Annotated in this window: 26 protein-coding genes, 2 pseudogenes and 1 other annotated feature; of the genes and pseudogenes, 7 read left to right on the top strand and 21 right to left on the bottom strand. The window is 66.8% G+C overall.

Features of this window, described 5'->3' with window-relative positions; genetic code table 11:
• The coding region (locus tag ACU0BR_RS09400) for a GGDEF domain-containing protein (RefSeq protein WP_446156579.1) at nt 1–307 on the top strand (307 nt) is incomplete at its 5' end.
• A 122-nt stretch (nt 308–429) separates the two neighbouring features.
• On the opposite strand, the gene ACU0BR_RS09395 is transcribed toward ACU0BR_RS09400, so the two are convergent.
• The 4 genes from ACU0BR_RS09395 to ACU0BR_RS09380 form a co-directional block, all read right to left on the bottom strand.
• Nucleotides 430–939 carry a periplasmic heavy metal sensor gene (locus ACU0BR_RS09395; protein WP_446156578.1) on the bottom strand — a complete coding sequence of 170 codons (510 nt, stop codon included), beginning with the start codon at nt 937–939 and terminating at the stop codon, nt 430–432.
• 7 nt (nt 940–946) lie between these two features.
• Nucleotides 947–1,348 (bottom strand): hypothetical protein, encoded by a 402-nt coding sequence (locus tag ACU0BR_RS09390; RefSeq protein ID WP_446156577.1) that lies wholly within the window; start codon nt 1,346–1,348, stop codon nt 947–949.
• Complete coding sequence (locus ACU0BR_RS09385; RefSeq protein ID WP_446156576.1) at nt 1,341–1,925, bottom strand: RNA polymerase sigma factor; 585 nt, start codon at nt 1,923–1,925, stop codon at nt 1,341–1,343. Before ACU0BR_RS09385 ends, ACU0BR_RS09390 begins: the two co-directional genes overlap by 8 nt.
• Nucleotides 1,926–2,014: 89 nt before the next feature.
• Entirely contained in the window at nt 2,015–2,626 is a 612-nt protein-coding gene (locus tag ACU0BR_RS09380; RefSeq protein WP_446156575.1) for an EF-hand domain-containing protein, read from the bottom strand.
• A gap of 204 nt (nt 2,627–2,830) precedes the next feature.
• On the opposite strand from ACU0BR_RS09380, the gene ACU0BR_RS09375 reads away from it, so the two are divergent.
• Both ACU0BR_RS09375 and ACU0BR_RS09370 read left to right on the top strand, forming a co-directional pair.
• The gene (locus tag ACU0BR_RS09375) at nt 2,831–3,358 is read left to right on the top strand and encodes a DUF983 domain-containing protein (RefSeq protein ID WP_446156574.1); all 528 of its coding nucleotides are present in this window, start codon (nt 2,831–2,833) and stop codon (nt 3,356–3,358) included.
• Entirely contained in the window at nt 3,355–4,068 is a 714-nt protein-coding gene (locus tag ACU0BR_RS09370; protein ID WP_446156573.1) for a DNA mismatch repair protein MutT, read from the top strand. The genes ACU0BR_RS09375 and ACU0BR_RS09370 overlap by 4 nt, the downstream gene beginning before the upstream one ends.
• A 145-nt stretch (nt 4,069–4,213) precedes the next feature.
• Here the strand turns inward: ACU0BR_RS09370 and ACU0BR_RS09365 are convergent, their stop codons facing one another.
• From ACU0BR_RS09365 to ACU0BR_RS09350, 4 genes are all read right to left on the bottom strand, one after another.
• Complete coding sequence (locus tag ACU0BR_RS09365) at nt 4,214–5,677, bottom strand: carnitine 3-dehydrogenase (RefSeq protein WP_446156572.1); 1,464 nt, start codon at nt 5,675–5,677, stop codon at nt 4,214–4,216.
• On the bottom strand, nt 5,674–6,165 hold the full coding sequence (locus tag ACU0BR_RS09360; RefSeq protein ID WP_446156571.1) for a lipocalin family protein: 492 nt from the start codon (nt 6,163–6,165) through the stop codon (nt 5,674–5,676). The genes ACU0BR_RS09365 and ACU0BR_RS09360 overlap by 4 nt, the downstream gene beginning before the upstream one ends.
• Nucleotides 6,162–7,064: a 3-keto-5-aminohexanoate cleavage protein gene (locus tag ACU0BR_RS09355; RefSeq protein ID WP_446156580.1), complete on the bottom strand. Its 903-nt coding sequence runs from the start codon at nt 7,062–7,064 to the stop codon at nt 6,162–6,164. Before ACU0BR_RS09355 ends, ACU0BR_RS09360 begins: the two co-directional genes overlap by 4 nt.
• 340 nt (nt 7,065–7,404) lie before the next feature.
• Nucleotides 7,405–7,839, bottom strand: a complete 435-nt coding sequence (locus ACU0BR_RS09350; RefSeq protein WP_446156570.1) for a DsrE family protein — start codon at nt 7,837–7,839, stop codon at nt 7,405–7,407.
• Nucleotides 7,840–8,086: 247 nt separating this feature from the next.
• On the opposite strand from ACU0BR_RS09350, the gene ACU0BR_RS09345 reads away from it, so the two are divergent.
• Together ACU0BR_RS09345 and metG are read left to right on the top strand one after the other, a co-directional pair.
• Nucleotides 8,087–9,337: an MFS transporter gene (locus ACU0BR_RS09345; protein ID WP_446156569.1), complete on the top strand. Its 1,251-nt coding sequence runs from the start codon at nt 8,087–8,089 to the stop codon at nt 9,335–9,337.
• A gap of 123 nt (nt 9,338–9,460) precedes the next feature.
• Entirely contained in the window at nt 9,461–11,179 is a 1,719-nt protein-coding gene (metG, locus tag ACU0BR_RS09340; protein WP_446156568.1) for a methionine--tRNA ligase, read from the top strand.
• On the opposite strand, the gene ACU0BR_RS09335 is transcribed toward metG, so the two are convergent.
• The 13 genes from ACU0BR_RS09335 to ACU0BR_RS09275 all read right to left on the bottom strand — a co-directional run bounded on the left by ACU0BR_RS09335 (nt 11,176) and on the right by ACU0BR_RS09275 (nt 23,568).
• On the bottom strand, nt 11,176–12,633 hold the full coding sequence (locus ACU0BR_RS09335) for an ArnT family glycosyltransferase (RefSeq protein WP_446156567.1): 1,458 nt from the start codon (nt 12,631–12,633) through the stop codon (nt 11,176–11,178). The two genes, metG and ACU0BR_RS09335, sit on opposite strands and share 4 nt — an antisense overlap.
• A gap of 25 nt (nt 12,634–12,658) precedes the next feature.
• Nucleotides 12,659–12,979 (bottom strand): lipid-A-disaccharide synthase N-terminal domain-containing protein, encoded by a 321-nt coding sequence (locus ACU0BR_RS09330; protein ID WP_446156566.1) that lies wholly within the window; start codon nt 12,977–12,979, stop codon nt 12,659–12,661.
• Nucleotides 12,972–13,733, bottom strand: a complete 762-nt coding sequence (locus ACU0BR_RS09325) for a glycosyltransferase family 2 protein (RefSeq protein WP_446156565.1) — start codon at nt 13,731–13,733, stop codon at nt 12,972–12,974. The genes ACU0BR_RS09330 and ACU0BR_RS09325 overlap by 8 nt, the downstream gene beginning before the upstream one ends.
• A 293-nt stretch (nt 13,734–14,026) precedes the next feature.
• On the bottom strand, nt 14,027–14,818 hold the full coding sequence (locus ACU0BR_RS09320; protein ID WP_446156564.1) for an FAD binding domain-containing protein: 792 nt from the start codon (nt 14,816–14,818) through the stop codon (nt 14,027–14,029).
• Between the two features lie 15 nt (nt 14,819–14,833).
• Nucleotides 14,834–17,254, bottom strand: coding sequence for a xanthine dehydrogenase family protein molybdopterin-binding subunit (locus ACU0BR_RS09315; RefSeq protein ID WP_446156563.1), 2,421 nt, complete (start codon nt 17,252–17,254; stop codon nt 14,834–14,836).
• 88 nt (nt 17,255–17,342) lie between these two features.
• On the bottom strand, nt 17,343–17,828 hold the full coding sequence (locus tag ACU0BR_RS09310) for a (2Fe-2S)-binding protein (RefSeq protein ID WP_446156562.1): 486 nt from the start codon (nt 17,826–17,828) through the stop codon (nt 17,343–17,345).
• 42 nt (nt 17,829–17,870) lie between these two features.
• The gene (locus tag ACU0BR_RS09305; RefSeq protein ID WP_446156561.1) at nt 17,871–18,404 is read right to left on the bottom strand and encodes a CoxG family protein; all 534 of its coding nucleotides are present in this window, start codon (nt 18,402–18,404) and stop codon (nt 17,871–17,873) included.
• A gap of 390 nt (nt 18,405–18,794) precedes the next feature.
• The gene (locus ACU0BR_RS09300) at nt 18,795–19,454 is read right to left on the bottom strand and encodes a Fe2+-dependent dioxygenase (protein ID WP_446156560.1); all 660 of its coding nucleotides are present in this window, start codon (nt 19,452–19,454) and stop codon (nt 18,795–18,797) included.
• 2 nt (nt 19,455–19,456) lie between these two features.
• Nucleotides 19,457–20,356: a hypothetical protein gene (locus tag ACU0BR_RS09295; protein WP_446156559.1), complete on the bottom strand. Its 900-nt coding sequence runs from the start codon at nt 20,354–20,356 to the stop codon at nt 19,457–19,459.
• A 371-nt stretch (nt 20,357–20,727) separates the two neighbouring features.
• Entirely contained in the window at nt 20,728–21,120 is a 393-nt protein-coding gene (locus ACU0BR_RS09290; RefSeq protein ID WP_446156558.1) for a VOC family protein, read from the bottom strand.
• A gap of 135 nt (nt 21,121–21,255) precedes the next feature.
• Nucleotides 21,256–21,597, bottom strand: coding sequence for a c-type cytochrome (locus ACU0BR_RS09285; protein WP_446156557.1), 342 nt, complete (start codon nt 21,595–21,597; stop codon nt 21,256–21,258).
• Nucleotides 21,598–21,654: 57 nt separating this feature from the next.
• A complete protein-coding gene (locus ACU0BR_RS09280) occupies nt 21,655–22,893 on the bottom strand; it encodes a PQQ-dependent sugar dehydrogenase (RefSeq protein WP_446156556.1) in 1,239 nt (412 codons plus the stop codon).
• Between the two features lie 384 nt (nt 22,894–23,277).
• Nucleotides 23,278–23,568 carry a ribbon-helix-helix domain-containing protein gene (locus ACU0BR_RS09275; RefSeq protein WP_446156555.1) on the bottom strand — a complete coding sequence of 97 codons (291 nt, stop codon included), beginning with the start codon at nt 23,566–23,568 and terminating at the stop codon, nt 23,278–23,280.
• A 422-nt stretch (nt 23,569–23,990) separates the two neighbouring features.
• On the opposite strand from ACU0BR_RS09275, the pseudogene ACU0BR_RS09270 reads away from it, so the two are divergent.
• Nucleotides 23,991–24,425, top strand: a pseudogene (locus tag ACU0BR_RS09270) (IS3 family transposase); the annotation flags it as partial.
• Nucleotides 24,425–24,943, top strand: a pseudogene (locus tag ACU0BR_RS09265) (IS3 family transposase); the annotation flags it as partial. The pseudogenes ACU0BR_RS09270 and ACU0BR_RS09265, both read left to right, overlap by 1 nt.
• Nucleotides 24,454–24,568, top strand: a sequence feature (AL1L pseudoknot). (Overlaps the previous pseudogene by 115 nt.)

The following is a 24,943-nucleotide window of genomic DNA, read 5'->3' as shown; positions in this document are numbered from 1 at the left end:
CCTGCGCGATCAGGATCTGATCGCACGCTACGGCGGAGAGGAATTCCTGATCATCCTGCCAAACTGCTCCGAAGCGAACGCGCGCGCGGCCGCCGAACGGCTGCGTCGGCGCATCGCCGAGGAAGCTTTCATGCTGCCTTGCGGCACCACGCTGCACATCACGCTCAGCATCGGGATGGCGCTGAGCAGCGGACAGGCCGATTGCGCCGATGCGCTGGTCGATTGCGCGGATCGTGCGCTTTACGCGTCAAAGGCCGAGGGGCGCAACCTTGTCACCCTCGGCAGCTTCGGCACACCGTTGCACTGACGCCCCCTGCCCGCGGCCGTCTGCGCCGCCCCTGCCCGCGACGGTCTCTCGGCGTCTGCGGCCGTTTGTGGTCGTCTGCGGGGGCGGGGAAACCGGCGCGGCGGGCAAAGGCCGCGCGGCGCCTAACGCTTCGGCTCCGCGCGTGCGTCGGCACCCCGGCGCGGCTTTTTCAGGACCGCCTCCAGCCGGTCGGCGATGGCCGCGCGTTCCTGCGCGGATTTGCCTTCGACCAGTGCCAGAAAGGCGTCCTGCCCCTGCCGCCTGCGCTGGTCCGCCTCATCGTTTTGCTGCGACAGCAGCGCCGCCAAAGCGGCCGGATCGAACGGATCGGCGCGAAGCGCGGCAACCAGCCCCGCAAACCGTTCGCGGGTGCGCGCGCGGTGCGTCTCGGGCGTTTCGCGCCGCGTGGCGATGGACTGCGCCAGGGCGCGGCGGTCGCGCGGCTCCAGCGCCTGCATGAATGGCGCCTCGCCGCCACGGAACTGCGCCCTGCGGTGCCCCTCGCCCGGACCGCGCAAGAAAAATCCCGCCGCCAGCCCGAGGATCAGAAGGTTCACGGCGAGCGAGAGGAACAGGACCACCCTGAACGGGCGGCTTGCGCCCGCGCGCGACCTGCCTTGCGAATGCGTCATCTTGGCCTCATCCTTCTGCCAGCAACACGTCGAAGCCGTAAAGGACGTCATCGTCCGCCAGCAATTCGACCGTCGAAAAATAGGGGGCGCTCGCCTGATCCAGCGCCGCGGGCGGCGACACGCCCAGCCACAGGCCGGTCAACGCGACCGCGCCCAGCCCCGCCACGGCGGGCCAGCCGCCCAACGTCCCGAGGAAATCGCGCAGCCGTCCCCGCGCGCGCGCGCCGACGGTGGCGCCGCCGCGCCCCGCATGCACTGCCATTTGCCCCCCCTCGGCAGGCCGGGGTTGCAGCCGCCGGGCATCGGCCAGCACCCGCGCCATCAAATCGGCGCCGGGATCAGGGGGCGCATCGCGCGCGGCGTCCAGAAGGCGTTCGAGCATGATATCGTCGTGATCCGGATCAGCCATCGTCAAACCCCAATTCATTCCTTCGCCCGGAAAGGGCCGTCTTCAGCGCCCGCTTGCCCCGCGCGGTCAGGCTTTCGACCGCCTCCACGCCGACGTCGAGGATCGTGGCGATCTCGGGGTTGGGCAGCCCCTCTATGTGGCGCAGCACCACTGCCTGGCGCTGGCGTTCGGGCAGCTGCTGAAGCGCGCGGTCCAGCGCCTCCTGCCGACTGCGCGCCAGCATCGCCTGTTCGACGCTGGGGGCGTCGTCCCGCGGCTCCTCGATCGCGTCGAGCGGGGTGCCGCGCCTGCGCCGTAGCCGGTCGGTGCACAGGTTGACCGTAACCCGGTAGAGCCAGGTCGAAACCTGCGCGCCGCCGGGTCGCCAGTCGGGCGCGATCTGCCACAGCCGCAGCATCGCATCCTGGGTGACGTCCTCCGCCTCGGCGCGGTCGCCCAGCATCCGCCGCGCCAGCGCGTTCATCCGAGGCACGAGCCGCAGCGAAAGGGTACGCGCCGCCTGAGGGTCGCCGTTGGCATAAAGCACCAAGAGCGTGTCGTCAGAGGCATCGCCAAGGCTGTCAAACGCCATATCCATCCCTGTTCCGGCCTATCCCGAAACCCAGATCGTTACAATGAGGGGCCCCCGCTGCATGGGCGGGGACCCTGCGCCTTGCGGGCCGCGCCTTACTGCGCGACGGGGTCCTGCGCCGGACGGCGCGCATCCCGGTCGCGATCGCGGTCGTGGTCGCGGTCGCGGTCGTGGGCCCGGTCCTTGCCGTGCCCGTTGCCGCCCGTCTTGCCGCCCATCTTGCCGTGGCCCTTGCGCTTCTTGCCCATCTTCTCGTGCCCGGCCTGGAATTCCGCCTGGGACACCGCGCCATCCTTGTCGGTATCCAACCTGGCGAACATCGCCGCCGGATCGCGATCGCCGCGCATTTCCTCGGCGCTCAGCACGCCGTCGTTGTTGGCATCGCGCATCTGGATCATCCGCGTGATGCGCTGCTCGCGGCGTTGCTGGACGCGGGCCTCTTCCGCCGCGCGGAGTTCCGCGGCGCTGAGCGTTCCGTCGTTGTCCGAATCCGCCGCCGCAAAACGTGCCTGCGCCTGCGCGTCGATTTCCGCCCGGGTGATCTTGCCGTCGCCGTCGGCGTCGAGCTGGGTGAACATCGCGGCGCCGCGGTCGGCACCGCGCGGGGCGGGCATGTGGCTTTCGCCGAAGGCGGGCGCGCTCAGCAGCGATCCGGCGCCCAGCGCGGCCAGCGTCGCGGCGGTGATGAGTTTGGTCTTCGTGGTCATGGTCAGTCCTTTCGGTCGGCTTCGTTGCAAACATCGCGGTCAATCTGTTTCCCGATGTCCTGAACCACAAACGGCGCAGCCTCGGATTTCCGTCGCGGGGGATGGCAAATTTTTGCGACATCGCGCCGCAAGGCCATCTGCGCCCGTGAAACCGGGCGCGTTTGGCATTATGTTACGAGCGATCATCAAAGGAACATCTGCAAGATGAACGCATCACCGATCGCCCGCGACGGCCGGGACGCGGCCCCTGACGCCGTAAGCCCGGCCCCCGCGCAGACCGTTCAGCCGAGCTGCCCGACAGACGTGGCCGAGCGCCCGGTGAAGCAGGCCGTCAAGCGCGGCTGGCGCAGGCGCTGCCCCAACTGCGGCGCGGGCCCGCTGCTGCGCGGCTATCTGACGGTGCGCCGCGATTGCCCCGTATGCGATGAGCCGCTGCACCATCACCGCGCCGACGACGGGCCCGCCTATCTGACGATCCTGATCGTCGGGCACATCATGGCACCGCTGATCCTGTGGGCCTTCGTCAAGTTCCGCCCCGACCCCGTGACCTTGGCCACGGCCTTCACCATCGGCTGCGTGGCCTTGTCGCTTTACCTGCTGCCGCGGTTGAAGGGCGTGATCGTGGGCATTCAGTGGGCCAAGCGGATGCACGGCTTTGCGCAGGCGCCCGAGCACGCAACCGTGCACGCAGCCGAGCACGCCCCCGTCCTGGCGCGCCCCGTTTCTTCATGAGCACCGCGCCCGAGGTCGCGCTGCGCGACGCGGCGTCGGTCATCCTGGTGCGTCGGCGCGCGGGCGTCGCGCATGTGCTGATCGGACAACGCGGGCGCACCGCTGCCTTCCTGCCGTCGAAATTCGTCTTTCCCGGCGGCGCCGTCGATCCCGGCGATGCGGGGATCGACCTGACCGGCGATCTATCGCGTGCCTGCCTGTCACGGCTGAAGCGCGGCGCGCGCCCGGGTCTGGCGGCGCAGCTGATCGCCGCCGCGATCCGCGAAACCTGGGAGGAGACAGGACTGCGGCTGGCGCGCGCGGACGACGCGGCCGCTGCCGGTATCGGAGCCGTTCCCGCGGCCCCGCGGGTCCATCCCAGCTGGCAGGGGTTCGACACCGGCGGCATCCGCCCTTCGGCGGCCGGGTTTTCCTTCGTCTTTCGCGCGATCACGCCGCCGGGACGGCCGCGCCGGTTCGACGCCCGGTTCTTCATGGTCGACTGCGCGCATGTGATGGGCGATCTCGATGATTTTTCGGGCGCCTGCGATGAGCTGAGCCATCTGCAATGGGTCCCGCTGGAGGCCGTGCGCAGTTTTGACCTGCCCTTCATCACCGAACTGGTGCTGGCGGAGGTTCAGGGGCTGCTGGCCGAAAATGTCACCCAGCCGCCCTCGGTTCCCTTCATGAGCCACGACGGGTCGACCTCCGGCTTCAGCCGTCTGGTCTGAGCTGCGCCGCCGCGCGGGCCGCAACACCGCGGCCGCCTTCGGCGAGGATATTTTCCACCAGAAGAAGCGGCGATCGGCGGCGGCGCCGCATCGGACCGTCGCAGGCAACCGGAGAAGATACACCGGAGCGCTTCATCGGGGCGCTTCACCGGGCGGCACCGGCATCCCCCTTTTTCCCGACGGCGGCGCCGACGCCCTCGGGGTGCGGCAGGCGGGCATGTGCGCGCACGATGCGATCCAGTTTCCCGGCCAGCGCGTCGGAAATGGCCGTCGCCCTGCGGGTGTCCAGGCTGACATGGATCAACATGTGCTCCCCCGTCGCCAACAGGTTTTCGCCCGCAAAGAGCTGGTGGAAGAGGTGCATCTTCTTGCCCCCACCCGACAGGCAGCGCGTGTCGACATGGATGCGCGCGCCCGCGCGGGCCTCAGCCAGGTGCCGGATGTGCGTCTCGGCGGTGAAGAAGCTTTGGCCGCCCGCGATGTAATCGGCATCGCAGCCGATGATTTCCATGAAGCGGTCGGTCGCGTCGCCGAAGACCTGAAGATAGCGCGCCTCGTTCATGTGCCCGTTGTAATCGGTCCAGTCGAGCGGCACCGCCCGGGCGACGGTGCGCAAGGGGCGCGCGATGTCGCCTTCGCCGGGCGCGCGGGCACGGTCGTGCGCGTTGAGAAGCGCGCCCGCGCCCCAGTCGCGGGCCTTGAGCGCGCGCAGGATGGCGACCAGGTTGTCGTCGCGCGCGCGCTCAAGCTCCCTGATGCTAAGCCCGCCGCTTTGCGCGTCCGACTGATCGGCGATCTTGGCGATCAGTTCGGGCGTCAGCTCGGGCACATCGGTCAGCCGCGTCCAGGGCCATTGCAGGCAGGGGCCGAACTGCTCGATGAAATGGGCCATGCCCGCCTCTCCTCCCGCGATGCGGTAGGTTTCGAACAGGCCCATCTGCGCCCAGCGCAGGCCGAAGCCGTAGCGGATCGCATTGTCGATCTCCCCGGTCGTGGCGATGTCGTCGCGCACCATCCAGAGCGCCTCTCGCCAGACGGCCTCAAGAAAACGATCGGCGATATGCGCGTCGATTTCGGCGCGCAGCTGCAAGGGATGCAGGCCGACGGAAAGCAGCATCTGCCTGGCGCGTTCCACCCGGTCGGCCGGATTGGCGCCCGAGGGCACAAGCTCGATCAACGGCAGCAGATAGACCGGGTTGAACGGGTGCATCACCATGATCTGGCCGGGATCGGCCGCGTCCTGCTGCAATTGCGAGGGCTTGTAGCCCGAGGTGGACGAGCCGATGATTGCATCGCCGCGGCAGGCCGCCTGGATCCGCGCATAGGTGTTGTGCTTGAGATCCAGCCGCTCGGGCACGCTTTCGATGATCAGATCCGCGCGTTCCACGGCCTCCTCCAGCGTGGCGTGATAGCTGAGCGCGCCTTCCTCGGGCATGGCCAGATCGGTGAGGCCGGGCAAGGACCGGCGGGCGTTTTCCATCACCTCGCCGATCTTGCGCTGCGCCTGCGGGTCGGGGTCGAAGACGGCCACGTTCCAACCGTTGAGGGCAAAGCGCGCGGCCCAGCCGCCGCCGATGACACCGCCGCCGATGATCGCTGCCGTCTTCATTCGCCGATCCTTCCGTATCTTGTCATGTCATAGCCCGCCCATTCCAGAACATCGCGCGCCGCCGCCAGCCGGTCGGGCGAGGACGCGGGGCGACGATCCCAGACCTGCCCGAAGCTGCCGTCGGGCGTGCCGATCACCGCGGTGCGATAATCCGCATCCGTCCAGAGCACCCAACGCTCTGCCGCCTGCCCCGCGATGCGGAACCGGCCGGGCCCCGAAAGAGCGGCCGCCCGGGGCGGCGCCCCTGCGCCTTGCGCGATGGAAAAGCCGCCGGGGTGTGCCTGGGTGATGGTGACCGCGCCCTGATGTTCGGCGCCGAAGCCCGCGACCGGGTGCCATTGCCCCGCAAAGGCCACCGGATCGAACCGGGTCGTCGATGCGATCGGGGCATCCGGGTTGCGAAAGGCGGGCGCGGTGCCCGTTGTGGTGCAGGCGCCCAGCGCGATCAGCGCAAGCCCCGCCGATCCCGCCAGCCGCGCGCGGATCAAGCCGACACCGGCGCGCGTTTCACCAATCCCAGCCTGTCGCGCACTTCGCCCGGTCCGATCACGCGGGCGCCCAGATTCTCGATGATGCCCACGGCACGTTCCACCAGTTGCGCGTTGGTCGCCATGACACCGCGGTCCAACATCAGGTTGTCCTCCAGCCCGACGCGCACGTTGCCCCCCGCCAGCACCGAAGCCGCGACATAGGGCATCTGGTTGCGCCCCAACCCGAAGGCCGAAAAGCTCCAGTCGTCCGGCACGTTGTTGACCATCGCCATGAAGGTATTCAGATCGTCGGGCGCACCCCAGGGCACGCCCATGCACAGCTGCACCAGCGCCGGCGCGTCAAGCACGCCGTCGCGCACCAGCTGCTTCGCATACCACAGATGCCCGGTGTCGAAGGCCTCGATTTCCGGCTTCACGCCCAGTTCGGTCATGCGCCGGCCCATCGCCTGCAACATGCCGGGGGTGTTGGTCATGACGTAATCGGCCTCGGCGAAATTCATCGTGCCGCAATCGAGGGTGCAGATCTCGGGCAGGCATTGCGCCACATGCGCCACGCGCGCCTCGGCGCCGATCATGTCGGTGCCGTCCGCCAGCGGCAGCGGCGCGTCGGGCCCGCCGAAGACGATGTCGCCGCCCATGCCCGCGGTCAGGTTCAGAACCACATCGATCTCCGCGGCCCGGATCCGGTCGGTCACCTCGCGGTAGAGGTCGAGCCTGCGCGACGGTGCGCCGCTATCGGGATCGCGCACGTGGCAATGCACCACCGCCGCACCCGCCCTGGCCGCGTCGATGGCGCTGGCGGCGATTTCCGCCGGGCTGCGCGGCACATGCGGGCTGCGGTCCTGGGTGCCGCCCGATCCGGTCACGGCGCAGGTGATGAAAACGTCGCGGTTCATGGTCAGCGGCACGGGCGGTCCTCTCTCTCGTTGGGCATCGCGAATGGCCCGAAGGGGAAGCGATTTGGCCGCATGGCGCAAGCGGAAATCGGGCACGCCCGCGAAACCGCAGCGCGGGGGGCGGTGGCGCGGGGAGCGGTGGCGCGGGGGGCGATGGCGCGGTCCCGGCAGCAGCGCGCGCGGACGGGCGCGCGGATGGGCGCGCGGATGGGCGCGCTGCTGCCCATGCGGCACAAGAAACGCCGCAGCACGGCAGGGTGCTGCGGCGTCATCATGATGGTTCTATGCCATCCTTGCCCTGATCCGGGCCCGGCAGCCTGGCTGCGGGGCGCGCGACCGATCAGGGGCGAACGTAGGAATAGCCCTCTTCCTGCAATTCCATCAGACGCACGACGCCCGAGGGCACCAGCTTGGCCTCCGAAATCAGGGGCACATCGCCACCCGCCGCTTTCTTCATCGCCTCATGCGTGTTGCCGCAGGCCGAAAACGAAACATTGTCCAGTTCCAGCGACATCGAGGAGATACGGTCCTTCACCGGGCTCTTGTCGGCGACGAACATGTTCAGGCCGGGGCCGTAGGCGACCACCTCGATGATGACCTCCTCACCCTTTTCCTTGTAGTAGGCGGCGACGTTCTTGACGTTGTTGAGCGCCATGTTCATCACCTTGGGGTCGTTTTCGTCGACGTGAATGGCCAGACGGTGGGGTTCGGCGGCATGTGCCGCGGCCGTCGTCAGCGCCAGCGCCGTGAAGATCATTGCAAACAGTTTTCTCATGGTCGGCTTTCCTCCCTAAGTTGCCTTGGGGGCAAGCCTAAGGCAAAGCCCGCAAGTGTTCCAGTTATATGTCTATATTTGAATGTGATTAACGAAAAATTTTTTTCCCCGGCACCGGTGCCCGATCGACCGCGGGAGGCCCCTTAATCAGCCTTGCTTTTTACCTCAATTCGAGGCGATCTGTCGAAGCGGCACCAGCGCCCTGCAGCCCCGTCCCGGACAATGCACTGTCGGAAAGAGCGGTTCGATGCGTGTGATCATCTCCTTCGCGGCCCTGCTGCTTTCGGTGGCGCTGTTGCAGCTGTCCTCGGGGGGCGTGGGACCGCTGGACGCGCTGTCGGGGCTGGAGCTGGGATTCACCCGCACCCAGGTCGGCGTGTTGGGTTCGGCCCATTTCGTGGGATTTTTCATCGGTTGCTGGTGGGCGCCGCGCCTGATGGGTTCGGTCGGCCATTCGCGCGCCTTCGCGGCGCTGACGGCGGCGGGCGCGATCGGGTTGCTGGCGCATATGCTGGTCATCGACCCGTGGTTCTGGGCGCTGATGCGTGTGGCGACGGGGCTCTGCGTGGCCGGATGCTATACGATCATCGAAAGCTGGCTGCATTCCAAAGTGTCCAACGCGACCCGCGGGCGCACGATGGGAATATACCGGGTCGTGGACATGGGCGCGTCGCTGCTGGCGCAGCTGATGATCGGGGTGCTGAGCCCGGCCCGCTATGTCTCCTACAACCTGCTGGCGCTGCTCTGCGTGGCCTCGCTGCTGCCGCTGACCCTGACACGCGTGCGCCCGCCCCAGACCCCCGAGGCCCCGCGCCTGCGCCCGCAGCTTGCGATCACGCGCTCGCCGCTGGCGGCGGCGGGTGCGATGGTGGCGGGCCTGACCAGCGCCGCCTTTCGCATGGTCGGGCCGATCTACGGGCAGGAGGTCGGCCTGCGCCCCGACCAAATCGGCTTTTTCCTCGCGGCCTTCGTGGCGGGCGGCGCGGTGGCGCAATATCCGCTGGGCTGGCTGGCGGACCAATACGACCGGCGCATGGTGCTGATCGGGCTGTCGGCCGCCGCCATCCTCACCTGCGCGACCACGGTGGCGGCCTCGGGGATGGGGACCTGGGGGGTGATGCTGGCGGCGGTGGCGTTCGGCTTTGCCACCTTCCCGATCTATTCGGTGTCCGCCGCACATGCCCATGATTTCGCCGACGAGAACGAGCGGGTCGAACTGTCCGCCGCGCTGATGTTCTTCTTCGCGGTCGGTGCGATCGCCAGCCCGTTGCTGGCCTCCGGGCTGATCGCGGCCTATGGGCCGGCGGCGCTGTTCACCTTCATCGCGGCCGGACACGGCGTGCTGATCGTGTTCGGCCTGACGCGGATGCGCGCGCGGCCCACGGTCGTGCGGCGCACGCGCTATGTCTGGATGCCGCGCACCAGCTTCACCATCGGGCGGCTGCTGGGGCGCAGCCGCGACCGCGCCCCGCGCGGCGAGGACAGGCAACCGCATTAGGCGCCTCGGGCGCGACGCCCTCGGAAGGCAGCCCGCCCCCGCATCGGCGCCCGCCTCGTTTGGCGGGTGGCACGCGGCGCGCGGCTGCGCTAAAGCGTGTTCAGCTTTTCAAGGACCGCGCATATGGCAAGAATTCTCGTCACCTCCGCCATTCCCTACATCAACGGGATCAAACATCTGGGCAATCTGATCGGCAGCCAGCTGCCCGCGGATCTTTATGCCCGCTACATGCGTCAGCGCGGGCATGACGTGATGTTCCTGTGCGCCACCGACGAACACGGCACCCCGGCGGAGCTGGCCGCCGCCAAGGCGGGCAAGCCGGTCGCGCAATATTGCGCCGAGATGCACGCGACCCAGGCAGAGCTCGCCCGCGGATTCGGCCTGTCCTTCGACCATTTCGGCCGCTCCTCCAGTCCGCAGAACCACGTGCTGACGCAATATTTCGCGGGGCGGCTGGCCGACAACGACCTGATCGAGGAAAAATCGGAACGTCAGGTCTATTCGCACGCCGACGGCCGCTTTCTGCCCGACCGCTATATCGAGGGCACCTGCCCCAACTGCGGCTACGACAAGGCGCGCGGCGATCAGTGCGAGAACTGCACCAAGCAGCTCGACCCCACCGACCTGATCGCGCCGCACAGCGCGATTTCGGGATCGACCGATCTGGAGGTGCGCGAAACCAAGCATCTCTACCTCAGGCAAAGCCAGATGCGCGGCGCTCTCGAAAGCTGGATCGACGCCAAGACCGACTGGCCGATCCTGACGACCTCCATTGCGCGCAAGTGGCTCAACGATGGCGAGGGGCTGCGCGACCGCGGGATCACCCGCGATCTGGATTGGGGCGTGCCGGTCAAGCGCGGCGAGCAGGACTGGTCGGGCATGGAAGGCAAGGTTTTCTACGTCTGGTTCGACGCGCCCATCGAATATATCGCCTCCGCCCAGGAATGGGCCCACGCCAACGGCCGCTCGGAGGCCGAATGGCAAAGCTGGTGGCGCACCGACAAGGGCGCGGATGACGTGCGCTACGTCCAGTTCATGGGCAAGGACAACGTGCCGTTCCACACGCTCAGCTTTCCGGCCACGATCATGGGCTCGGGCGATCCGTGGAAGCTGGTCGACTACATCAAGTCGTTCAACTACCTGAACTACGACGGCGGGCAGTTTTCCACCAGCCAGGGGCGCGGCATCTTCATGGATCAGGCGCTGGAAATCCTGCCGTCGGATTACTGGCGCTGGTGGCTGCTGAGCCATGCGCCGGAAAACTCCGACAGCGAATTCACCTGGGAAAACTTCCAGGCCGGGGTCAACAAGGACCTGGCCGACGTGCTGGGCAATTTCGTCAGCCGCGTGACCAAGTTCTGCCGCTCCAAATTCGGCGAGACCGTTCCCGACGGCGGCGCCCACGGTCCGGCCGAAGCCGCGCTGATCGCGGATCTGACCCAACGCCTGCGCCGGTACGAGGCGCATATGGAAGCGATCGAGATCCGCAAGGCCGCGTCCGAATTGCGCGCGATCTGGGTGGCGGGCAACGAATACCTGCAAGCCGCCGCGCCCTGGACGCTGTTCAAGACCAACCCCGAGGGCGCGGCCGCCTCGATCCGGCTGTCGCTGAACCTGATCCGCCTTTACGCCGTGATCTCCCGCCCGTTCATCCCCGACGCGGCGGTGAGCATGATGACGGCGCTGTCGACCGACGACGACAGCTGGCCCGACGACGTGGAGGCCGCGCTGTCGGCGTTGCCCGCGGGTCATGCCTTCTCGGTGCCGGACGTCCTCTTCACCAAGATCTCGGACGACCAGCGCGACGAATGGCAGGCGCGCTATTCCGGCCGCCGCGCCTAACGCGGCTGGATCGGCCGGTCGGGCGGTGGCGCGTTCCAGCACGCCGCGGGCGCGCGCCACAAGGTCATCGGGCGCTTGCGGTAGGCCCCGTCTTCAGGGCTCAACCGACCGGCCGCGCGCCCGGTGCAGCCTTCGGGCAGTCCCTTCTCGGCCACGAACAGCAGATCGCCGGTAAAGCTCTCCGGCAGGGCTGCGCGTTGTGCGTAATGGTTCTGGGGCGGCCCCTCGGGCGGGGTCGAATAGACGACAAGCCCGGTGCCCAGCGCACGGTATGTCAGATCGGCGAGCACATCGCGGTTGGTCGCCAGGATCGCCCGCACCCCCTGCCCGCGCGCCGCGGCGAAGACCCGCCGCGCCATTTCGTCCCGTCCCACGTAGCGTTCCAGCAGCAAGCCGCCGCCGCCGCCGATCCGCAGCGTGTCCGCCATCAGACCGGCCACCGGCAAAGCCGTGGAAATCGCGATGTTCACCGCAAGGGAAAACGCCAGAACGCGCGGCGCCCTTCGGTAGAGCAGCGGCACGATCAACAGCGTGGCCCCGACATAGGCGGTCGCCGCCCAATTGGCATAGGCCCCCGACATGAAGGCCTGCGCGCTGACCAGCGCCAGGATCGGAAAGGACAAAAGCACCAACACGCGCGACAGGGCATCGCCGCGGCGCCACGCAGCGGGCAGCAGCAGCAGATAGGCCGCGAACAGCACCGGCCCGAAGAAGGCGAACTGCCCTCCCAGAAACTCGGCCAGATCGCCCAGGCTGAACTCGGTCTGCCGCGCCGGGTCGCGCACCCATTCCACATTGTCGAGCGTATGGCCGAGCGTCGACAGCCCATGCATCGCGTTCCACCACAGGTTGGGTGAAATCGCGATCAGCAGCGCCCCCAGCGCAACGAGGGCATCGCGCCCGGAAATCCGCGCCTTCGGCACCAGCAGCGCGCTCAACCCAACCCCCAGCAGCAGATAGACGGCCGCATATTTTCCCATCATCCCCAGTCCCAGGGAAAAGCCCATCAGCGCCGCCAGCGGCCAGGACGCGCGCCCCGACAGCCGCAGGAACAGCCCCAGCGACAGGGCAAAGAACGGCAGCATCACCGTATCGGTGGAAAACAGCAGGCTGCCCACCGCGATCCCCGGCATGGTCAGATAGGCCAGCCCCGTCAGCATCGCGGGCCAGGGCCGCGCGAACCGCGCCGCGATGGCCCAGATCAGACCGCCCGTCACCGCATGAAGCACCGGCCCCGGCGCGCGTATCCAGAAGGGCGCGTCGCTCCCCGCAAGATCCGTCACCCCGCGGATGACCCAGGCGAACAGCGGCGGTTTCGAGTAATAGCCGAAATCGAGCGACTGCCCCCAAAGCCAGTACTGCGCCTCGTCGACGAACAGCTCCACCCGCGTGAAGACCAGCGAAAGCAGCCGCAGCGCCGTGATCAGCGCAAAGGCCGCAATTCCCCAGTTCACCGCGGAACGGTCGGTGTTTCGCGTCTCAGACAGCAGAACGCTTGCGCTCCATATGCAGCAGGTAGAGGTTGCGCGCATAGACGATCAGCCCCATCGCCTGGCCCAGCATGAACACCGGGTCGCGCCGATAGATGGCATAGGCCAGCAGGATCAGCCCGCCGCCGATCGAGAAATACCAAAACGACGTCGGGATCACCGACTTGCGCTCCTTCTCGGAGACGATCCACTGCAAGATGAAGCGCATGGAAAACATCACCTGCCCCAGCAACCCCACTCCGACCCAGACAAGCTCCGTGACGGTGGTGACCTTGAACACCCTTTCAAGCCATTCCACCCACTCAAACATCGCGGCTCTCCGGGTGGATCGCGCGTTGTTCGGTCGGGCGGGCGGTCTTGCGGCGCCGGATCAGCCAGGCGACCGCAAGAATGTCCGACACTCCGACCATGGCCCGCTGAAAGTTGGAATACTTCGATGCCCCCGCCCCGCGCGCGCGATGGGTGACATCGACATGGGCCACGCGCCAGCCGTCGCGCTTGAACAGCGCCGGCAGATAGCGGTGCATGTGATCGAAAAACGGCAGCGCCAGAAAGGCATCGCGGCGAAACGCCTTCAGCCCGCAGCCGGTGTCGCGCGTGCCGTCATCCAGCAGGGCCGATCGCAGCCCGTTGGCCGCACGCGACGCCAGCCGCTTGGACAGCGTGTCCTGCCGGCCGACGCGCTGCCCCGCCACCAGACCGAGCGCCGCGGCCCCGGGCGACGCCTCATGTCGCCGGAACGCGGTGACGAGCGCGGGGATCTGGTCTGGCGGGTTCTGCCCGTCGCCGTCCAGCGTGCAGATCAGACCGCCCCGCGCCATCAGCACGCCAGAATGAATCGCCGCCGACTGGCCCGCGGCCCTTTCGTGCCGGATCAGCCGCAGCCAGGGGCGTGTCGCCTGCAGATCGGCAATGCGCGCCGCCGTGTCGTCGGTGGACCCGTCGTCGACCAGCACGACCTCGACCCGGCCGAGCGGCATACAGGCGCGCTCAAGCTCGGCGACCAGCGCGTCCACGTTGCCGGCCTCGTTGTGCATGGGGGAAACGACGCTGATGAACGCCATGTCGCGCGGCCCCGCCGGGGCGCCGTCGTTCTCATCTGGCCCGGAAGGGGCGTCCTGCGGCATGTGCGGCACTCGTGCTGACCGATTGAACAGGACGACCAGATATCACATTCTCTCGGGATTGCCAGTGCGCGCCCTCGGGTTTGCCGCGCTGCGTGCGCTGACCCGGCCACACCGCCGGGCATCCGCCCCTCACCCGGAAGCACGGCATCGCGGGGCCTTTTGTTCTTCTGGTCGAAAATATCCGGGGGTCCGGGGGCGACGCCCCCGCACCTTTGAACCGCACGGGCCGGTCAGCCGATGGCGCGCACCGCGCGTCTGGCGATCACCCCGACCAGATGCGCACGGTAGTCCTTGCTGCCGTGCAGATCGCCGATCATCCCCGAGGGATCCGCCGACAACCCGTCCAGCGCCTCGGCGGCGAAATTCGACGACAGCGCCTGCTCCGCCTCGCTCCAGCGGAACACCCCCTCCTCGGAGGCGCCGGTGACGGCCACGCGCACGCCCCCGGCGAATTTCGCCACGAACACCGCCACAAGCGGAAAGCGGGACGCGGGCTGGATGAACTTCTCGTAACGGGCGCCCTGCGGCACGGGGAAACGCACCTCGGTGATGATCTCGCCCTCTTCCAGCGCGGTGGTGAACATGCCCTGGAAATAATCGTCCGCCGCGATCTCGCGCCGGTCGGTGACGATGGTGGCGCCCGAGGCAAGCACCCCGGCCGGGTAACAGGCCGAGGGATCGTTGTTGGCCAGCGATCCGCCGATGGTGCCGCGGTTGCGCACCGCCGGATCGCCGATGCGCCCGGCCAGATAGCTGAGCGCCGGATAGCTCTGCGCCGTTTCGCGCGCGACCGTGACATGCGGCGTCGCCCCGCCCACGCAGATCCGGCCCTGATCGTCGGTGCGGACGAACTTCATCTCCTCGATGCCGGTCAGGCTGACCATCTTGGAGGGCATCGCGAGCCGTTGTTTCAGCGTCGGGATGATCGTCTGCCCGCCGCCCAGCGCCTGCGCGTCCTCGGCCTTCAGCGCCGCGACGGCGTCGGCGACGGTTGTGGGCCGTTCGAAATCGAATGCGTACATTTTCGTGATCCTTTCTCAGGCCGCGCCGCCGACGGCGCGCTCTTCCATGCTGCCGGAGCGGTCCGCGCCGGCGCCGCCGTTCATTGCCGCCCAGACCCGTCCGGGGCTCAGCGGCATGTCGATATGCGTCACAGGGTGACCGCCGCGTTGCAGCGCGTCAACCACCGCATTGACCACTGCGGGCGGCGATCCGATGGCGCCGGCCTCGCCGCAGCCCTTCACCCCCAGCGGGTTGTGCGTGCAGGGCGTCTGGCAGGAATGGTCGACCGTGAAGAACGGCAGATCGCTCGACCGGGGCATCGCGTAATCCATGTAGCTGCCCGACAGCAGCTGCCCGTCCGCGTCATAGACGCAGCCCTCCATCAGCGCCTGGCCGATACCCTGGGCGATGCCGCCGTGCACCTGTCCGGTCACGATCATCGGGTTGACGATATTGCCGAAATCATCGGCGGCGGCGAAACGCTCGATGGTGACATGGCCGGTTTCAGGGTCCAGCTCGACCTCGCAGGCATAGGCGCCCGAGGGGTAGGTGAAGTTCGCGGGGTCATAGAACGCCGTCTCCTCCAGCCCCGGCTCGATATCCTCCAGCGGGTAGTTGTGCGGCACATAGGCCGCAAGGGTGACATCGCCCCAGGCCAGCGACTTGTCGGTACCCGCGACGGTGAACTTGCCATCCTTCAGCTCGATATCGCCTTCCGAGGCCTCCATCATGTGGGCCGCGATCTTCTTGGCCTTGTTGATGATCTTCTCGGTCGCGCGCACCATGGCGGAGCCCCCCACCGCGAGCGAGCGCGAGCCGTAGGTGCCCATGCCCATCGGCGTGTTGGCGGTATCGCCGTGGACGATCTCGACCATATCCTCGGGAATGCCGATCATATCCGCGATGACCTGCGGGAAGGCCGTTTCATGCCCCTGCCCGTGGCTGTGGCTGCCGGTCATCACCACAAGCCCGCCGGTCGCGTTGACGCGCACGGTCGCGGATTCGTAGAGCCCCGCCCGCGCGCCCAGCTGGCCCACCAGGTTGCTGGGTGCGATGCCGCAGGCCTCGATATAGCAGTTGATGCCAAGGCCGCGCAGCTTGCCGTTCTTTTTGGATGCGGCCAGCCGCGCCTCGAACCCGGCGAAATCGGCGATCTCGGTCAGCTTGTCCTTCGTGGCGTGATAGTCGCCGGTGTCGTATTCCACCGCCACCGGCGTGGCATAGGGGAATTCGGTGATGAAGTTCTTGCGCCGCAGCTCCACCGGGTCCATTCCGATTTCCCGTGCGGCCTTGTCCACCACGCGTTCCAGCTGATAGGTGGCCTCCGGCCGGCCGGCGCCGCGATAGGCATCCACCGGCACGGTGTTGGTGAACACCGCCTTCACGTTCACGTAGATCAGCGGCGTCTTGTAGTTGCCCGCCATCAGCGTGCCGTGCAGCCATGTCGGCACCGACGGCGCGAAGGTCGACAGGTAAGCCCCCATGTTCGCATAGGTTTCGGTGCGCAGCGCCAGGAAATTGCCCTGCTCGTCCATCGCCAGTTCGATCTTGGTCACATGGTCGCGGCCATGCGCGTCCGACATGAAGGCCTCGCTACGGGTCGACGTCCATTTGACCGGCCGCTTCAGCTGTTTCGCGGCAAAGGTGCAGAAGGCCTCTTCGGCGTAGTGCAAGATCTTGGTGCCGAAGCCGCCGCCCCCATCGGGAGCCACGACGCGCAGCTTGTGTTCGGGGATGCCCAGCACGAACGCGCCCATCAGCAGGCGGATCACATGCGGATTCTGCGAGGTGGTGTAAAGCGTGCTGTCGCCGCTTGCCGGGTTGAAATCCCCGACGGCCACGCGCGGCTCCATCGGGTTGGCGATCAGCCGGTTGTTGACCAGTTCCAGCGTGGTGACGTGGTGGGCGCCCCGGATCGCCTCATCCACGGCGTCGCGGTTTTCCTCGACGAAACCCCAATCATAGCACAGGTTGCTGTCCAGATCGTCATGCACCTTGGTGGCGCCCTCGGCGACCGCCTTTTTCATGTCGATGACGGCGGGCAGCTCCTCGATGTCGATCTCCAGCGCCTCGCCCGCGTCGCGGGCCTGGTCATAGGTTTCGGCCACCACCGCGGCGATGGGATCGCCCACATGGCGCACCTTGCCGCGCGCCAGCACCGGGTGGGCGGGTTCCTGCATCGGATTGCCCTGCCGGTCGGTGATCTGCCAGCCGCAGGGAATGCCGCCGACGCCCTCGAAATCGTCGCCGGTAAAGATGCGCGCCACGCCCGGCATCGCTGCGGCGGCGGTGCTGTCGATGCCCTTGATCCGCCCATGCGCCACCTCGCTGCGCACGAAGTAGACATAGGCCTGACCCCGGACGTTGATGTCATCGGTGTAATTTCCGGTGCCGGTCAGGAACCTGACGTCCTCGCGCCGCTTGGTGCTGGCGCCGATGCCGCTGTCTTTAGGCATGGTAAATCCTCCCTGGAAGTACAACAATCGTGCCCGCATGCGACGCATGCGGCCCCGAGTTCATTCTATGCAGTCCGGCGGCGCGGCGTTATTCTGCGGCGATCCGGGACACATCCTGACCAGAGGCCGCCATGATCGCCTTGACGATGTTATGGTAGCCCGTGCAGCGGCAGATGTTGCCCTCCAGATATTCGCGCACTTCATGTTCGGACGGTTTCGGGTTGTCCTTGAGCAGCGCCGCCGCCGACATCACCATCCCCGGCGTGCAATAGCCGCACTGAAGCCCGTGGTGATCCTGGAACGCCTGCTGGATGGTCGAAAGCGATCCATCCTCGTTGGCCATGCCCTCGATCGTGCGCACCTGGGCGCCGTCGGCCTCGGCGGCGAGCATGGTGCAGGCCTTCACCGCCTCGCCGTCGACATGCACGACGCAGGCGCCGCACTGGCTGGTGTCACAACCGACATGCGTGCCCGTCAGGCCCTGGCCGTCGCGCAGGAACTGCACCAGCAGCGTGCGGCCCTCGACCTCGCCCGAAACCTCGCGGCCGTTCACGGTCATCTTTACGCTCGTCATGGAATCCTCCTTGAACCTTTGTATCTTGCGCCGGGCCCGCCGTCAGTCGCGCCCGAGACGCGCGCGCAGCCAGCCCTTCTTTTCCTTGAGCTCGGCATCCGCCGCACCCTCGCCCTCACCCTCACCGTCGGCGGGGCCTTCGACGACGGTTTTGAAGTTCTCGAAGAACTGATCGGCCATCTTCTTGGCGAACCCGTCGATCAGGCGCGAGCCCAGCTGCGCCAGCTTGCCGCCCACCTTGGCCTCCACATCGTAATCCAGCCGCGTGCCGCCCGCGTCATGGTCCGACAGCCGCACCTTGGCCCCGCCCTTGGCGAATCCCGCGGCGCCGCCCTTGCCCTCGCCCGAGATGGTGCAGCTTTCGCCCTCGACCACATCGGACAGGGTGACATGACCCTTGAACGTCGCCTTGACCGGCCCGACCTTCTGGACGACGACGGCCTCGAACCCGTCTTCGGGGTTGCCGGTCATTTCCTGACAGCCGGGCACGCAGGCTTTCAGGATTTCGGGGTCGAACAGCGCGGCCCAGACCGTGGCGCGGTCTGCGGCAATGTCGCGGTGATCTGTCAGTTGCATATGGCGTCCTTCAATCGTTTAAACCCGATCCGGCCCCGCGAGGCCCGACATGCGACCGAGGGCGTAGACCCCGCGCCGCCCACGCACAGCAAAGCGCAGGTGACGGGGTTTGTAAATCGTTTCCATGAATGGGGTTTGGTCAGCCGTCCGCCGCGCCGACACCGCATGGCGGGCCGGAGGCGTCTCGGCGGCGCCCCGCGGCCGCCCCGCGGCCGCCCCACGGGCGTGTCGGGGGCGTCTCGGGGCGTGTCGGGCGGCGCTTCGGGGGGCGCGCCCGGGGGTGTCAGGGCGATGAGGGCCGCCCTTCGCATGGGTCTGCGGCCTCTCTTCATGCGCCAGTGAGGCGCGCGCTACGGGGCCTCGTATCGCGGGCGGGGATTCAGCTCTTGCTCAACCCTCCGCCCACATGCGGTAGAGGTTCGTCTTGGCCTTGTGAAGCCGGTCGAAATGCGCCGACTTGCCGGCCTGGGCAAAAACCGCGGCCGCGGCGACATCCAGATCGTGCAGCACCTCGCGTTGCGCGGGATCGCGCACCCAGCTTTGCACCCAGCCCACCACGGCCAGTCGCGTGCCTTCGGTAACGGGCTCCACCCGGTGCAGCGCCGACGTGGGATAAAGCACCAGATCCCCCGGCGCGAGGCGGAAGCGGCGTTCCTCGACCGCGTCCTGAATGATCAGCCCGCCGCCGTCGTAGCTGTCTTCCTCGCTCAGATAGAGGGTGAAGGACATGTCGGTGCGCGCACCCGCCATGATGGCATCGTCGACATGCGCGCCATATTCCATGCCCGGCCCGTAGCGCGACAGCAACATGCGGGTGAAATGGCGCGGCCGCGCGATGGAGCGGAACAGCTCATGACCGTCGAGCGCGGTGCGCACTTTCTCCAGTATGGCCTCGAGCGCGGCACCGCCCCTGGCCTGCTCGTTCTGCTTGACGTCTTTCGCGTATCTGCCCGCCGTCGCGCGCCCGTCCTGAAAGGCCAAAGTGGCGGCGGCCTCCCGCAGGGCCGCCACCTCCACGCCGGTCAGGACATTCCCGATCACGGCAACCATGGTCAGTTCAGACCCAGCGCAGCCAGCTCCATCCGCGCCGCGGCGGCGTAGATCAGCGTGGGATCGGCATCCATTTCGCCCGTCCCCTGCAGATCGCCGTAAGCCGCATCGAGTGCCCGCGCCAGATCGCCCACTTCGGTCGCCGCTCCGGCGATATTCGCGTCGTCGGATTTCGCCAGCGCATCGGCCTGTACCTTCACCGTTTCGATGAAGCCCCAGCTGTCCTGATACTCATGCAGGTTCTCGATCTTGCCGTCCTTGACGCCCATGCTGTATTCGTCCGCCGCGATGCGGGTCAGCTGCGACAGCGCCATCAGCGTGTCGCGCGCGCTGGCGTTGCTTGCGGCGCGGGCCTCGTCGGTCTTGGCGATAACGGCGTCGAACCTGGCGCGCACCTGCGCGGCATCCTGCCCGGCCTCGACCGCGTCGCTCAGCGCGGCGATGTCATCGCGCAGGCTGTCCATTTTCAGATCTTCCAGCGGCTCTTCGACGGCGGCGTATTTCTCCTTCAGCGGGTGGCCCATATGGGTTTTCGCGGCCTCCAGATCGCCCGCCTCATAGAGGGCGAGACCCGCGCGCATGTGCCCGGTCATGAAGCCCAGATCGCGCAGCAGGGAAATCTCGGTATCCTCACTCGAGGCGCCCTCGCCCTCGCCGCCACCCGCGGCTTTCGCGGCTGCCGGTTTGGCGGCGGCTTTGGCGCCCTCGCCGCCTTCTCCGCCCTCGCCCCCTTCGCCGCCACCGACGTCGGAGGACGCCAGAATTACCGGCACCCCCTGCAATTCAGCGGAAAATGCCCCCTGGCGCGCCGCGACGGCCGGGGTGGCCACGATCATGGCCGCGGCTCCCAGGCCAATCATGCGCTGGGCGCTCACGGTACGGATTTGCTTGCGTTCAGTCACTTTGAGTTCCTCTTCGTTCCAACCTCACCCCCCGGATCGCGGGACGCGTTGACCCTCGTATATTCCAGATAAAAACACTTGGCAATAATCACCAACTAAAAAAGTCGGGATTTTTGGGCGCGACCACCTTCCCCGCCGCCCGCCCCGGACACCCCGCAAAACGCATGAGGTACGCGCCGCCGCCCGCAACCTGGAGGTGCGACAGAACACGCCCCCGCGTGTGACGCGCGCCGCGACCGGCGCTGTCGCAAATCGGACCGGGGCCGCGCACCATCAGCCGCCACCACACCGCCTCCGGGCTCGCCCGAACCGCCCGAGGCCCCGACAGGGCCAGCGATTTGCCGGCTCGCCCGGTCAACGATCAGGCCGGTTCAGCCTTCCTTCATCTGGATCAACTGGATGAGATTGCCGCAGGTGTCATCGAAAACGGCCCTGTGGACGCTTCCCGCATCCATCGGTTCGGTCACGAACATCACGCCCCGGCCGGTCAGCTTCATCCATTCCGCATCGAGGTCTTGCACCTGAAAGGAATGCGCGGCGATGCCGTCGGCGAAGATCGCTTTCCTGTACGGCCCTACAGCCGGATGGCCGCCGGGTTCGAGCAGCAATTCGGCCCCCTCCGGGTCGTCCGCGGACACAACGGTCAACCAGCGATGTTCGTCCAGAGGAATGTCATGCTTCACGGTGAAGCCAAGGATTTCCGTGTAGAACCTTTGGGCCTTGGCCTGGTCATCGACGAAAACGCTGGTGACATGGATTTTCATATCCGCCCCGATTGATCTGTCGTGCGCGAGCCGTCTCCGGGACCGCGATGTGCCGGGCGGCCATCGTAGAACACATTCGTGAAGGACACACGCGTGACGCGCATGTCCTTCACGGCCCTGCCATACGGCAAAGGCCTATTTCTGCGGCACCGTGGCGACGACTTCGATCGATTCGTACCAGGCGGCGAGATCCGCGATCTGCTCGTCGCTCAGGGGTTTCGCCATGAGCGTCATGCGACGGTCTTCCCGCGCGCCGGACTGGAAATCCTTCAACGCCTTTTCGGTGTAGAACGCGGATTGTCCGGCCAGATTGGGCACCTCGGGGTCTTTGGCGATGCCGTCCTTGCCGTGGCAGACCGAACATTGCCGGGCGAGTTTCCGACCGTTCTCGGGATCGGCGGCCTGCGCCGCCCCCGCCACGGAAACCGCCAGCGCGGCCCCCGTGACGAAGGTGCGAAAAGTGGGTGAGTGGGTCATGCGAATGATGTTCCGTGTGAAGGGTCGGCCGGAAACCCGACCGGGCGCCGTGGGCGGTTACTGCGAATAGCTGATCCGGTAGATCGCGCCTGCCAGGTCGTCCGACACCAGCAGCGAGCCATCCTTCATCATGGCGACATCGACCGGCCGTCCGTCATATTCGCCGTTCTTGTCGATCCAGCCCTCGGCGAAGGGCTGCGTGGTGGCCTTGCCCTCCTTGTCGATGAAGGTGACCATCACGCGCGCGCCAACCGGCGTCGTGCGGTTCCAGGACCCGTGCTGCGCCGAGAAGATGGCGTTCTTGTACTTGGCCGGGAACATGTCGCCCGTGTAGAAGGTCATCCCCAGATCCGCGGCATGCGCCACGGTTTCCGACGCGGGCATCACCACATCGGCCGGCACCTCCTGGTCCTTGTATTCATTGGTGCGGGTCGATCCGCCGCCGTACCACGGAAAGCCGAAGTTCTGCCCGGCCTTGGTCTGGTGGTTGATCTCGCCGGGCGGGATGTCGTCGCCCATGCCGTCGACCTGGTTGTCGGTGAACCACAGATCGCCGGTGCCGGGCTGGAAATCGTGACCGACCGAATTGCGCACGCCGCGGGTGTAGACCTCGCGGCCGGTGCCGTCACGGTTCATGCGGATGATGCCGCCCATGCCGACCTTGTTGTAGAGGTCCATCTTTTCGGGCGGCGGCACGTTGAACGGCTGCCCCAGCGAGATATAGAGCTTGTCGTCGGGGCCCACCTTCACCACGCGCGCGGTGTGGTTGTAGCTTTCCTCCTCCACGGGGATCAGCTCGCCCTGCGGGACGATGGGCACGGCGACCACATCGGGGCTTTCCTGAAAGAATTCGGCGGCGGGATACATCATCACGCGGTTGCGCTCGGCGATGAACAGAAAGCCGTCCTTGGAAAAGGCCACGCCGTTCGGCACGTCGAATTCCAGCGAAGGGGCGAAATCCTTAACCTCATCGGCCACGCGGTCGCGGTTGCGGTCCATGACGGTCCAGACCTTGGTCTTTTTCGTGCCCACGAACAGCACCGTGCCCTGCGGCGCCATCGCCATGTGGCGCGCGTCGGGGACCAGGGCGTAAAGCTCGATCTTGAAGCCGTCGGGCAGCTTGATGCCCTTGAGAACCTCGCGCAGCGAATCCGCCTCGGGGGTGTTCTGCTCCACGACGGTGTGGTCCTTGGTGCCCGTGACCTTGAAGGCCCCCAGCTTTTCCAGGTTCGACTGCGCAAGCGCGCTGCCGATCATCAAGCTGCCAACAGCGGCGGCGCTCAGCAAATATTTCATTGGTATCCTCCTCCATTCAATTCCGCGCGGTCTGTCCGCGTCTTGTTCCGGGCGCCGATTTGCGGCGGCATCCGGGCGCGACTGGTCAGAAAACCTGAGCAGCCGCATGTCGGCAGGCCGGTGCTGCGCAACCGACCCGCCATCCGCAGGCAGCGGCGGTTGCAATCCGATGCCCCCCGCCTGCCATGTCGATCTACGCGCGACATCGAGCGCGCGCAGGACCACACCGTCGGCCGATACGACCGGAGCCATTCCAGCCACGGTTCTTTCGCCCCATCGGCCTGGCTTTGGTAAGGCTAGCGAACCAATTCGGCACGCGGGTAGTAGAGGCGTACTACAGCCGAAATTATTTGACCCGCGCGTGGGCGCGCGAGGCATCGCACATCACTCGGCCGCCATGACCTGCATCGCGCCGGGCCTCTGGCTTTGCCGGATAAGACAGGCGCAGCGCAGCAGCGAGGTGAAATTCGGCGTCTCTCCCCGCAGTTCGAGCGTTTCCGAATGCAACTTCGAGACGAAGGCCGGCGCGGAAACGCCCTCGCCGTCGGCGATCTCGTCGATGATGTCCCAGAACGCGCGTTCCAGCCGGATGCTGGTGCTTTGCCCGTTGAGCCGTAGCCGCCGCGTGACCGGCTGGTAATTTTCCGGGTCCTGCCCCGCGAATATTCGACACATAGCCTTCCTCCCAGGTCAACTTGCGTCAAAGTATCGCACTGCTCCGGCGCATTTGACAAGTTCGCCGATCCCGACCCCCACAGTTCCCGCAGGAGGCGAAGCGCGGACCTTGCCGACCATCCCGCGCAGATCGGGCACGCCTCAGCGCGCCAGCCGGGAATGCGACGGGATAACCATGCCCGAGGCACGCCTCAGCGGTCCTGGCTCAATGCAACGCCGCCGCGCGCGTATCGCTGTCGACCCTCGAGGTTAGTTGCAGGCGCGGTCAGTTTCGCCCCAGCGCACGGCGCTGGTCGTGACCAGCACCCCGCGAAATCCCTCACTGTGATGTAGAGTCTGCACCAACTCTGAAGGAGCAGACACATGCGAAAGAGCCGTTTCACCGAGACGCAAATCATTGGAATGATCAAGGAGCAGAAGGCCGGAATGAACCGCGCCGGGTGATGCGGGATTATGATATCTCGCAGCGCCGGGCGTGTCGGCTGGTCGGTGTCGATCCCAAGACTGTGCGGCGAGAACGCCTGCCGGACGGGGCCGAAATCCACAAGGAGATGCAGGAGATCGCCGACAAGCGGCGTCGGTTCGGCTACCGCCGGATTGGCGCTCTACTGGAACGCAAAGGCATGATCATGAACCACAAGAAGCTGTATCGCATCTACCGCGAGGAAGGGTTGTCAGTGAAACGACGGCGCGGCTGGAAACGGGCGCGCGGGACAAGAACACCGACGCCTGGTGCCGCATATCCAAATGCACGCTGGTCCTTGGACTTCGTGTCCGACAGCTTCGGCGCGTCTCGGAAGTTCCGGGTTCTGGCGGTGATAGATGATTGCACCCGGGAATGCTTGTGTCTCGTGTCAAGGCCAATGAGATTCTGCGAAAGGCGTCTGCATATTTTGCTCAGGCGGAGCTCGACCGCCGGTCCAGGACATGATCGCCTTTTATCGAAAAGAACAGGAATATCGGGGTCGAGCCGATCTGCGAGCACCTGCCGATTGCCCCATCCACGTTCTACAATCACATGGCCAAGCGGGCGAACCCTGACCTGTTGTCGGATCGGGCCAAACGCGACAAGACGCTGCGACCCGAGATCGACCGCGTCTGGGAGCAGAACTACAAAGGTCTACGGCGTGCGCAAAGTCTGGCACCCGATGCGCCGGGAAGGCTTTGATGTGGCCAGATAACGGTGGCACGACTGATGAACGATATGGGATTGGAAGGCATCATTCGCGGCAAGAAAGCCAGGACGACAATACCCGGCAAGGCTCTGCCATGCCCGCTGGACAAGGTGAACCGCCAGTTCCGGGTGCCTGCGCCGGACATGCTCTGGGTCAGCGACTTCACCTATGTGGCGACGTGGCAGGGCTTCGTCTACGTT

Source organism: Brevirhabdus sp. (genome assembly GCF_052826345.1).
Note: the sequence above shows the minus strand (reverse complement) of the source record. Positions and strands in the feature narration are given on the sequence as shown.